Consider the following 10,903-nt stretch of genomic DNA (forward strand, 5'->3'; position numbering starts at 1 on the left):
AGTGTCACAAGAACTAGATCAAATGCGCGTTCGGCGTGAAAAAATGGAAGAGTTAAAAGAAGCGGGGATTGAACCGTTTGGCCGTCGCTTCAAACGAGACCATCTTGCCCAAGACTTGCATGATAAGTTTGATCAATACGATAAAGAAGAATTAAACGAGATGGGCGCCAAAGTAATTATTGCGGGTCGAATGACAAGAAAGCGGAGTAGTGGTAAGGCTGGTTTTGCTGACTTTGTTGATCGGACTGGTAAGATTCAAGTTTACGCTCGTAAGGATATGGTCGGAGATGAGCCTTACCATGTTTTCAAGCGGTCAGATATTGGTGACTTCCTTGGAATTGAAGGGGATGTTATCAAGACGGATACAGGTGAATTAACTGTTCGTGCACATAAAATTACCTTCTTGTCAAAAGCATTGCGTCCGCTTCCTAATAAGTGGGATGGGGTTACTGATCCTGAAACTATCTATCGTCAGCGCTACCTTGATTTAATTTCTAACCCAGAAAGTTTCAAGCGTTTCCACCAACGGACAGCGATCATCAAGGCTGTCCGGAAGTACATGGATGATAATGGCTTTACAGAGGTAGAAACCCCAATTTTGAACACTCAAGCTGGTGGTGCTAATGCGCGTCCATTTATCACTCACCACAATGCACTTGATATTGATATGTACTTGCGGATTGCTACCGAATTGTACCTTAAGCGGTTAATCGTTGGTGGCTTTGAACGAGTATACGAATTGGGACGGATTTTCCGGAATGAAGGGATGGATCCTCACCATAACCCTGAATTTACTACAATGGAAACTTATGCTGCTTACTTCGACTTCCAAGATGTTATGGATGAAACAGAGGGAATAGTTAAGGCAGCAGCTAAAGTTGTTTCAGATGATGGAAAGATTACTTACCAAGGACATGAAATCGACCTTGGAGGAAAATTTAAACGGATTACGATGGTGGATGCCGTTAAGGAAAAGACTGGCATTGACTTCAGCGATGAATCAATGACGGACGAAGATGCTAAGAAGTTAGCCGATGAACACAAGGTTGAGTATAAGCCTTACTGGACAAAGGGTCATATCTTGAATGCATTCTTTGAAGAGTTCGTTGAAGATACACTTATTCAACCAACTTTTGTCTATGAATTTCCAGTCGAAGTTTCACCATTAGCAAAGCGGAATGCTGATAATCCTGCGATGACTGATCGTTTCGAATTGTATGTTGATGGTAGCGAATTGGCAAATGCCTTTAGTGAATTAAACGATCCAATTGACCAGAAGGAACGTTTTGAAATGCAAGCAAAGGAAAAAGCTAATGGTAATGATGAAGCTGAACCAGTCGACTTAGATTACGTTCAAGCCCTCGAATACGGAATGCCACCTACTGGGGGACTTGGTATTGGAATCGATCGTCTTGTAATGCTCCTTACCGATGCTAAATCTATTCGGGATGTTATTCTCTTCCCAACAATGCGTCCAGAAAAGGAAACTAAGGATAGCAAGAAGGGGAAGAAGAATAAGAAAAAGTAGTCTAAAAGCCTGATATGACGGCTTTTCGACGACACTGTGAATTTAGACAAATTTAGTTACTAGCTTGTAAAAAGTTAGTAATCTTGGTGTGTGTACACCAAAAATACACCATTTTTTAAATAAACTGAATTAGTAAAAAAGCTGGCAAAAAAAGAAGACTTCGATTCTACATTAGGGAATCGGAGCCTTTTATTTTATAAAGCATTAAAAGAATTCATTGCAGTAGTTCATAATACAGCATGAAAACTGAAGTAAGGGTTAATTTAGAGTGTTTAATGAATTAAACGATAAATTGATCGAATTCTCTTAAAAAGGCTTAGAAAGCAATATGAAATAAATAACAGGTACTACATAATTGTAAAACGTGTAGTACCTGTTATTTATTTGCTCTGACTGTTTTTTTCGGAAGAATTATGAATAACGATATTTGAATTAACTAAGTCTAAGACGCTTTTAGAAATTTCCTCTGCTTTCTCTTCGTCAATCTGATCAAGTAAATTGATGAGGGTACTCTGATAATATCCTCTGGTATGTTGTTGATTAGCATTACTATCAATTAATTTCTCCATTGTTGTTTTCAGCCCTTTTGCTATTTTATATAGCGTCACAGCTCTTATATACTCAACTTCACCATGTTCCAATCTTGATACATAATTGGTAGAGAGATCAGTAGCATTTGCTAGTTCCTCTTGAGTCATATTAAGGTTATGACGCCTGCGACTGATGTTAACTCCGATTTCGTTCATCTGTGAAGGCCCTCATTTCAATATCTTTAATTTCTTATTGATTTCAGAATATTGAAACAAATGGTTAATTATAAGTCACAAGTGAGATGATGAAACTATCTCAAATAAGATATAACTCAAATAGGATATGTTTTATATACCCATCGAGATATAAAATGTTATAATTACTTCTGTATTAGGTTGATAGTTTCAAGAAAAAGTTACGTTGAATACCTTATATCGACGTTCAATGCAACTTCAGTTGCACGAAAATTGTAGAATTATCAACGAATAATAGTTATTTAAACTAAAAAAACACCTTCAAATGAAGATGAATCAGGGGAGAGTAGTAATTATGAAAGAACACAATAATATTATCAAGTCACATAAAAAGCTCTACAAGTCAGGCAAGACTTGGATGGTAGCCACTTTGTTGACTGTAGGGCTTGCAGGTGGAGCTGCTGTAACAGGAACTACTAATGCTCACGCTGATGAAGTAACTCCTGCACAAGCCACTGGAACTATCCAAGCTGGTAGCCAAGCAACTGATCCAGAGCTTGCTAATGCTCAATCAGATGCCCAAAAGCAACAAACTACGATTGACAGTGCTAATGCTCAATTAAAGGATCAACAAAACCAATTAAGTGAAGCACAAGGTCAACAATCACAGGCTCAACAAGAACTGGACCAAGCAAAGCAAGCACAACAAGCTGCTACGCAAAATGATCCAGCAGTTAAGGATGCTCAAGCAGCCGTTGACCAAGCACAACAACAAGTTAATAATCAACAACAAGTTGTTAATGACGCACAAACTGTTGTCAATAATGACGCACAAAACGTACAACAAAAGTCAGACGCAGTAAATCAAGCTAGTCAAGCTGTTGACCAAGCACAGCAAACAGTAAACCAAGCTAGTCAAGCAGTAGAACAAGCAAAGCAAGCTGTTACAGACGCTACTAACCAAACTGCTAGTCAAAAGACTGAAGAAGCTCAAAACACTATTAATAACCTTGAAAATCAAGGTAAGAACCAAGCTAGTCAAGACCTTAACAATCAAATTAACAACGTTAGTGGTCAAGTAACAGACGCACAAAACGATGTTAATAACACTAATGCTAAGATTGGCGACTTGCAAAACCAAGTAAAGGATTTACAGAATCAAGAACAGAATACTCAAGCTGATCCTAACGTTAAGACAGTTCCTAATGGTGTAATTGATTACAGCAAGTCATTACTTGAAAACATTACTCGTAATAACTTATGGAATGTATCAGATCAAAACGAAAATACTAATGGTAACATTTTTGACCCTAACTTCTATGTTAGCCCTGATGATGACAAGGGCAATGAAAGTAGTATGAATCCTAACCATGATGCAGACACTTCTTCCTCTGTTTATGACCCTTATTTTACTACAGACTTTGATGGTGTTAATGCACAAACTGGTATGACTGACGCACAGAAGCAAGAATTATCTATTTTGCTAATGGAAGTTTTGAATAACACACGTGAACAACGTGGACTTAAGCCATTTGTTATGACTGAACAAAAGTACCAACAAGCTCAAGTACGGGCTAGTCAGCATAGCGCTCAAGTTCTTGATCATAATCAAAATGACATTAACACTGCTTTTGGTCAAGACCAATATGAAAACTTAGCTTATATTCCAGTGCGTGGTACAGGAAACATGGTTGGTGCTTATGCAAACGCCATTGCTGCTATTTCTAACATGCTTAACGCAGACGCAAGTTCAGATTGGGGACACCGTGAAAACTTCCTCGAAGATACTGGTTCCCTTTCTGCTAACGCTGCCTTTGGTATGCACCTTACAGACGATGGTCAATACTACGTATTAACCTTTGACTATGACTTGAGTAACCCAGACAGTACACCAAACATGATGGATCGCATTGCCCAATACCAAGCAATGGGACCAATCACAGGTGACGCACATACTGTTGATAACAGTGCTAAGATTAATGATTTGAACAACCAAATCAGCAACTTGCAAAACACTTTGGCTAGTCAACAATCACACTTGAGCAACTTGCAAACTCAACTTCAAAACTTGCAAGCACAAAAGGCTAATGTTCAATTTGACTTGAGCCAGTTGAACGCTAACCAACAAGCTGAATACAACAATGCAAAGAACACCTTGGACACTATCAATGACTGGAAGAACAGTCAATTAGCCAACATCAACAGTGATGGACATGTTCAGGACGCTATCAACAAGCTCAAACAAGCAAATGCTGACTTGACTGCTGAACAAAGTAAATTAGCTAAAGCTAACCAAGCCTTGAAGAATGCTGAAGATATGCAAACTCAAGCTGATACTAACTTGCAACAAGCTAAGGATGGTTTAGCACAATTGAATCAAGTATTAGCTACTAAGCAGGCTGCATTGCAAACGGCTAAGGACAATGCTAATGCAAGTGCTAACCAAGCAGTTAAGGATGCCCAAGCTAAGTTAGACAAGATTAATGGTAAGATTGCTGACTTGAACAAGGCAATTGAAGCTACTAAGGCTACTATTAGTAATGCTCAAGCACAACTTGATAAGGACAATCAAAAGATTGCTGACATTAAGAATGGTCAAAAGCCTACTAACCCATCAAAGGGTGATGATAAGCCAACTAACCCTACAACACCTACTAACCCATCTAAGCCTAACACTGGCAAGGACGACAATAAGGGTGATCAACCTACAACTCCAACTACGCCTGCTAAGCCTGGTCAGGATGAAGGCAACAAGGGTACTGATACACCAGTAACTCCAACTACACCTGCTCAACCAACTAATCCTTCCAAGGGTGATGAGAGTTCTCAACCTACTACGCCAACTACACCAACAACGCCTGTAAAACCAGACAATGGCAACAAGGGTACTGATACCCCTGTAACACCATCTAAGCCAACAGATGGTAACAAGGGTGATCAACCAACTACTCCAACAACGCCTGCTAAGCCAGATCATGGTAATGCAAGCATTAGTGGACAGGCTGGTCACAAGCCTGGCAACAAGGTTAACAACGGTAGCCAAGCTAATGATGGTAATGTTACTAGTGAAACTTCTTCTTCACGCAGTAATAGTCAAGTATCAGTAAATGATACTAGTGCTACTATGACTCGTGAGCAATACAAGCAACAACAAGCACAATTGCCACAAACTGGTAACGAAAACAGTAAAGCAGTTGTTGCATTAGGTGTATTGGCTGGTATGTTTGGACTTGGCTTAGCTGCTAAAACCAAAAAAGAATTTTAATAGAATAATAAGTACGTATTGGATTTGATATAATATATATCTATCATTAAAGCAATGGGACTTCTGGTTATGTGTTCTTTCACAGAAATCCCATTGCTTTTTATTTAGAAAAGGATTACGTAGCAATTAACGTAATCCTTTTGAATTATTATTTATTCTTTTTCTTATCTTTATTTTGCTTCTCTTGCTGTTCGATGTGTCTCAAGAAAGAGCGATAATCTTCATATTCCCCTGAGCTTAGGTTCTTTACTTGTTTGTCAATAAGGTCTTCAATATAGCTGCGGATAAATTTGTAGTCTGACACCCTTGCCAAGGCTTTAATCTTATTCTGAACATCCATACTAACTCCAATGTTACCGTGTTTCTTTGTCATTGTAATTACCTCGCTTTTTATCATTTCTAAAATTATCTTTAATTTCGATTGCTTTAAGGATAAATGCAAAATTGCTTTTATCCTTTGAGCTTAATTGCGCTATTTCTTTGTCAATAAGCTTATTCAATAAGTCTTTTTGAGTTATTTCTTCTATGTTTGCTAATGCGATCAATCTGTTACGGGCAACGTTACTTAGGCTAACGGAAGTAGTATAGTTTTTATGTTTAGCCATATTAATCATCTCCTTATGGATAAGTTCTAATAAAAATTTTTCTTGAAATAATTTTTTTATTCCAAGAAAATTATTAATGAGGAGAGACTACTAAATATTATTGGAATCTGCTTACAGGAATTTAGTCCTTAATCAAAAAATAAGCTATGAACGTTATTGGGTGTTCATAGCTTATTTTGCAATTATTCTAATTTCTAGAATTATTTTTTTCCTTGAGCTTTACGATAGCTTTCCATTTTATTCCAGCAATAATTAACAGCCTTTGCATAATCAATGCCTGTTCTATTGTGAATGTCAACAGGTAAATCATAACCATAGTAAGTGCATAGATTATCTATCGTATCATTTGCATCCCCCAATACTCTAAAGGGATCTGCTAAATCCTCGACTGCAGTATTAGTTGGTATTGTTACGCCTTGTTTATCTAAAAAGAAAGTGAATGAATTGAAGGTAATTAGCCTGCTAGCTTTGTTGAATATTGATTGGATTTCTTTCTTATAATCCTCAAATGGTTGCTGATTATATGTTTCCTCAGGCTTGATGCCATTTAAGTCAGAATACCACCAGTCAACCATTTTAGTGTTAAACATATGATTGAATAACACATTATCGTTAGTGTCCATAATAGTTAGCCTGACTATTTCATCTAGAACTGCTGGACCTGTAAGATCAACCCAATATATTAATGTTTGTTTATTGCTCATCTAAATCACCTCGACTGGCATCATAACTCTGTGGCGTATTAATAGGCTGCTTCTTATTGTTGATTTGCCGTTTAATACGATACAACGTGGACTTTGAAAGATGAAACTTCAATTGTGTTTCACTATATGTATGAGTTCTTAAGTATTCATATGCTTGACGATAAATGGGCGTGATAACGCGTTTTTGACGCCCACCAGTATTCAATGTTGATTGATACTTAGCTTTTTTAACAACCTTAGAAGCACGTTTCTGGCGCAAATAATGGACGTAATCAAGGTGTGCAAGCTGTGATGCAAGAATCCAATCACTGCTATCACTGTCATCACTAAGATCCATATCACTTGATTGTATGATAATACCTGTATCTTCTACGATGTACATTAGACAGCACAGTTCCCTAACATTGCTATAGAGAGAGGTTAGAGAAGGAACTATTAAAATATCTCCTTCGTGTGCAATAGTATTGAGGAGTTTAAATAGTTGGTATCGTTCCTTATTTTTATTCCTGAACACGTCTGCAAAACAATGATCATAGGGAATACCCATATTTAAGAGTATTTTTGCCTGGTGTTCAAAATCATCTTGCTTACTAATGTTATCTTTGTAAAAGCCTGAAACATATCCATACGTTGCCATAATATTATCACTCCTTATTTGTGAAACTAATGAAGTTCTAAATAAAAAACTTATCAATTAAAATAGGATTGAATAAGTATAGAAGGAGTAGAGTAGGAAAATAATATACTAATTGAGGATTCCTATACATATTATTCTCTCAGCGGTGATACTATTACTGTGATTCAATGTGTCAGTTTATGTGTCAGATTTCTGATTAAAACTGGTATATGTGTTAGGCATTAGCTTCTTGTTTTTTGAACAAAATTCTTGGTTCACTTGATTGTGTCACTTTATTGGTGAAAATTGACATTTAGGCTAACACTTAGTTGAAACTTACTAAGAGTAAGGATTAGAGTGATTTTGACATAAAATTAAGGGAAAAGTGTGTCAACAATAATTGTTGCTTGAAATGCTGTTATATCAACGTTTCTTGAACAAAGTGTCATGTGTGTCAGATTTTTAGCCTAACTTTTTCAAATAAGTATTTTTTAAAGAAAATAGTGTAAAAATAGGTGAAATAATGGATAGGTAATAATATATATAGTTTACCCAAGAAACTTGACACACTTGACACCATACTCACTCATGATCATCCTCATAAAAATAGGAGTACTACACATTCTTGTACTCATGTGTAGTACTCCCAATAACTTCTAAGAAACACTTTTCTCAATCTGTTTTTTAATCCTTTGAAGAGTAGAGACTGAAATATTAAAAGCTCTAGCAGTATCTGTGTATGTATGTCCTAAAAGATAATCATATGCAGCTTGATAGTGGGGAGTAATCATCCTTTTTGGACGTCCCTCATGATAATCCTTTTTATGTAGCCTTGCATATCTTTTACCCTCCTGTGTACGATCAACAATCATATCTCTTTCCATCTCAGCAACCGCAAGAAGGATGGTTTTAACAAGCCTACCAATAGTTGAGTTTTCCAGCATTCCTATATTCAGTACATTGAACTTGACACCTTTAGACATTAATGGGTCTAAGATGTTTAATGCCTCTCTGGTATTTCTAGCCAGTCTATCGAGCTTGGTTACTGTAATAACGTCACCATTGTTAACTTTACTTGTTAGCTCCTCAAATTGGGGCCTATTAGTAGTCGTACCAGTAAACTTTTCAAAATAAATATTACTATTACTTATGCCTGCTTCTTTCAATTGGCTTATTTGATCATCAAGACTTTGCCCTTTAGTTGACACTCTGGCATATCCATATTCAGTCATTTTAATCAATCCCTTTCTGAATAAACTTGTTGAACACAGAGTAACTCCGGTATCATTGGAATGGAAGTCTTATTCAGATACTTTTAAGTAATTGGGTAATTGATTGTATAAAAAATAAGGAGGAGATAAGAATGTTGTCTAAGTTAAAGAAAAAGTATATTAATAAGGATTCAAAAGATTATCTTACATTTTCTGGGAGAGTATTCTTCAAATATAATTTATGCCCTGGCTTTGTGCTATGTTCCTTATTCTTTTTATTTGCAGCAATGGTTGATCATGTTGCACGGAAGGGAGATTTAGAGTTAGTAGTGTTTTTTGCAGTGTTAGCTATCATAGCATGGCTTATAGGTGCTAGAGCCAGAAACTATTCGTTTACTAATATGCTTCAAAATGATATTCAAGAGGATAATATTGAAAAATTAATAATAGAACTTAAAAGAGAAAGAGAGAAAAGAATAAATTCAGTAATAATATGTATAAAATGGTTATTGTGGATTATATCTTTTCTTATTGTTGATTCATTTGCAGATGATATACGACAATTATTTTCATTACATACCTTAACCAGTTACGTTGCGATTATAGAATTATTATTTTTGTTAATGTTTCTGCTCTTCGTATTTCAAAAATGGGTATATAAACTAACTTTAATCTTTAAAGGCATTATTAAGTATGTAACAATTTTCATCAAATATTTGGTTAATAATGGAATGTTTGTATCAGGCTATGTAGACTTAACCGTAATTGAAAGAGGATTATATCAAAAGAAATGTATTAGCTAAGTAAATATTCTAAGGTCGCTTGCCAATTTAAACTAAGGTACATAAAAACCGCCCAGCTCAAAAAGCCAGACGGTCGTCAAGTTCGCTAAACCATGCTATAATACAACCGTAATGAAGAATATATTATGTTCAACAATTAGGCTGATAGCTTAACAGTAGCGCTCTTGTTCTGGTGTGCGGCAATACACGACCAGCTAAGTGCTGCAGAGTACATCCTCAAGGGTATCAGCTCCTTAGACTAACTTGTGCATTGGCGGTAGCCAGTGCACTTTTTTTATTATAGGACGAAGTAATTTCTACACTCTGATCTTGCAATGACGATAATTCTTTCTAAATTTAAGAATGTCATTTTTAGTTGCAAAACTACATAGAGTGTCTAATAATTTAGCATCATCATTTTCGTTTTCAACATAGTTTTTAATTAAAAGTGTAAAGTAATTTTTATGGTCAATCCATGCTACTTGACCGCTTTCGTGATTTTTCCAGGGGATATTCCCTTTATTAATAATATTTTTATCAGTTTCACTTAGCTCATAATTAGGTTCCTGGAGCGCAGCAATTAGCCATTTTGGACCTTCGTTTTTAGAATCAGTATTACGATTTGAGAGCTTTGAATTTCCTCTTTTTATTTGATTATCTTTCACTGTTGAAGGACCATCGCGATAGTAAATAGTAAACTTTAAGGGAGTTAGCTTATTATTTTTATGAAAGATGACTAAGTGTAAGTCATCGGTGATTTTATAATTGGCTTTTTCAAGTTGATTTCTTGTACGCTCTAAATTACTACTACTTGGACGAGCAATAAAGCTAGTAAGAGGCAATAATTGCGCTTCTGCAGATTTATGTTCGATCGGTTGTACTCGCGTAATTAGGCCTAAATCTATTAACTTATTATTCCAGTTGTTTATAGTTTTGGCACTAACATTAAGCTCTTGAGCAATAGTTTCGATGCTATAGAAAGAATTGCCAAATGTATTGTCTGCATTAATTGCATAAAACATATAAAGGTTCAGTTCAGGACCATTGAGTAAAGGTAGATATTGAATAATCTCGTTAGGGATTAAACAGTATCTACCTATTTTTTTCTTATAGTCTTTCCATTGCTTATATATAAAGCCTCGCGGCTGATCTGGATTAGCTGGATTGTTGTATTCATTAAATTTCATTCTATTTTCTCCTAAAAGTAAGGATTTTTATCTTGTAAGTTATGATACCACTTTTTAGTTTGGGGTTTCTATTTAGGTATAAGTTTAGGTATTAATTTTGAGTATAAGAACCATTCCCTTAGTTTGTATATAATTTATTAAATAACATTACGAAAGATATTACTTTAGAAAAATTTTTAATAACGCCGTTTGTAAAATTAAGTTAGAAAAAATAAAAAGCCATTTGTGATAGACTTTTGAGTATCCCTAATCAAAAGAAAGGCAATCACAAATGACCTAT

10 protein-coding genes are annotated in these 10,903 nt (G+C 35.7%); 3 read left to right on the forward strand and 7 right to left on the reverse strand.

Annotated features, from left to right (window positions below; genetic code table 11):
• Position 1 precedes the first annotated feature (1 nt).
• The gene (gene lysS / locus AACL61_RS00895) at positions 2–1,528 is read left to right on the forward strand and encodes a lysine--tRNA ligase (RefSeq protein WP_339110845.1); all 1,527 of its coding nucleotides are present in this window, start codon (positions 2–4) and stop codon (positions 1,526–1,528) included.
• 380 nt (positions 1,529–1,908) lie between these two features.
• On the opposite strand, the gene AACL61_RS00900 is transcribed toward lysS, so the two are convergent.
• Positions 1,909–2,274: a helix-turn-helix domain-containing protein gene (locus AACL61_RS00900; RefSeq protein ID WP_339110846.1), complete on the reverse strand. Its 366-nt coding sequence runs from the start codon at positions 2,272–2,274 to the stop codon at positions 1,909–1,911.
• A gap of 334 nt (positions 2,275–2,608) precedes the next feature.
• Here AACL61_RS00900 and AACL61_RS00905 point away from each other — a divergent pair, with 334 nt between their 5' ends.
• A complete protein-coding gene (locus AACL61_RS00905) occupies positions 2,609–5,518 on the forward strand; it encodes an SEC10/PgrA surface exclusion domain-containing protein (RefSeq protein ID WP_339110847.1) in 2,910 nt (969 codons plus the stop codon).
• Positions 5,519–5,666: 148 nt separating this feature from the next.
• Here the strand turns inward: AACL61_RS00905 and AACL61_RS00910 are convergent, their stop codons facing one another.
• The 5 genes from AACL61_RS00910 to AACL61_RS00930 all read right to left on the reverse strand — a co-directional run bounded on the left by AACL61_RS00910 (position 5,667) and on the right by AACL61_RS00930 (position 8,675).
• Complete coding sequence (locus AACL61_RS00910) at positions 5,667–5,891, reverse strand: hypothetical protein (protein WP_283578314.1); 225 nt, start codon at positions 5,889–5,891, stop codon at positions 5,667–5,669.
• On the reverse strand, positions 5,872–6,123 hold the full coding sequence (locus tag AACL61_RS00915) for a DUF5388 domain-containing protein (RefSeq protein ID WP_283578315.1): 252 nt from the start codon (positions 6,121–6,123) through the stop codon (positions 5,872–5,874). The genes AACL61_RS00910 and AACL61_RS00915 overlap by 20 nt, the downstream gene beginning before the upstream one ends.
• A 200-nt stretch (positions 6,124–6,323) precedes the next feature.
• Positions 6,324–6,827, reverse strand: a complete 504-nt coding sequence (locus tag AACL61_RS00920) for a hypothetical protein (RefSeq protein ID WP_339110848.1) — start codon at positions 6,825–6,827, stop codon at positions 6,324–6,326.
• A complete protein-coding gene (locus tag AACL61_RS00925) occupies positions 6,817–7,464 on the reverse strand; it encodes a recombinase family protein (RefSeq protein WP_339110849.1) in 648 nt (215 codons plus the stop codon). Before AACL61_RS00925 ends, AACL61_RS00920 begins: the two co-directional genes overlap by 11 nt.
• A 635-nt stretch (positions 7,465–8,099) precedes the next feature.
• Positions 8,100–8,675 (reverse strand): recombinase family protein, encoded by a 576-nt coding sequence (locus tag AACL61_RS00930; protein WP_271901223.1) that lies wholly within the window; start codon positions 8,673–8,675, stop codon positions 8,100–8,102.
• Positions 8,676–8,806: 131 nt separating this feature from the next.
• Between AACL61_RS00930 and AACL61_RS00935 the strand changes: the two genes are divergently transcribed.
• Positions 8,807–9,457 carry a hypothetical protein gene (locus tag AACL61_RS00935; RefSeq protein WP_003672065.1) on the forward strand — a complete coding sequence of 217 codons (651 nt, stop codon included), beginning with the start codon at positions 8,807–8,809 and terminating at the stop codon, positions 9,455–9,457.
• A gap of 296 nt (positions 9,458–9,753) precedes the next feature.
• On the opposite strand, the gene AACL61_RS00940 is transcribed toward AACL61_RS00935, so the two are convergent.
• Positions 9,754–10,623, reverse strand: coding sequence for a helix-turn-helix domain-containing protein (locus AACL61_RS00940; protein WP_003672063.1), 870 nt, complete (start codon positions 10,621–10,623; stop codon positions 9,754–9,756).
• Between the last annotated feature and the right edge of the window lie 280 nt (positions 10,624–10,903).

This window comes from Limosilactobacillus reuteri subsp. porcinus (assembly GCF_036621895.1).
Classification (GTDB): Bacteria; Bacillota; Bacilli; order Lactobacillales; family Lactobacillaceae; genus Limosilactobacillus; species Limosilactobacillus reuteri_J.

Excerpts from the sequence above, each read along its gene's own strand:
- AACL61_RS00900 (WP_339110846.1), bottom strand. The coding sequence starts at position 2,274 with ATGAACGAAATCGGAGTTAACATCAGTCGCAGGCGTCATAACCTTAAT.
- AACL61_RS00905 (WP_339110847.1), top strand. The coding sequence starts at position 2,609 with ATGAAAGAACACAATAATATTATCAAGTCACATAAAAAGCTCTACAAG.
- AACL61_RS00910 (WP_283578314.1), bottom strand. The coding sequence starts at position 5,891 with ATGACAAAGAAACACGGTAACATTGGAGTTAGTATGGATGTTCAGAAT.
- AACL61_RS00915 (WP_283578315.1), bottom strand. The coding sequence starts at position 6,123 with ATGGCTAAACATAAAAACTATACTACTTCCGTTAGCCTAAGTAACGTT.
- AACL61_RS00920 (WP_339110848.1), bottom strand. The coding sequence starts at position 6,827 with ATGAGCAATAAACAAACATTAATATATTGGGTTGATCTTACAGGTCCA.
- AACL61_RS00925 (WP_339110849.1), bottom strand. The coding sequence starts at position 7,464 with ATGGCAACGTATGGATATGTTTCAGGCTTTTACAAAGATAACATTAGT.
- AACL61_RS00930 (WP_271901223.1), bottom strand. The coding sequence starts at position 8,675 with ATGACTGAATATGGATATGCCAGAGTGTCAACTAAAGGGCAAAGTCTT.
- AACL61_RS00935 (WP_003672065.1), top strand. The coding sequence starts at position 8,807 with ATGTTGTCTAAGTTAAAGAAAAAGTATATTAATAAGGATTCAAAAGAT.
- AACL61_RS00940 (WP_003672063.1), bottom strand. The coding sequence starts at position 10,623 with ATGAAATTTAATGAATACAACAATCCAGCTAATCCAGATCAGCCGCGA.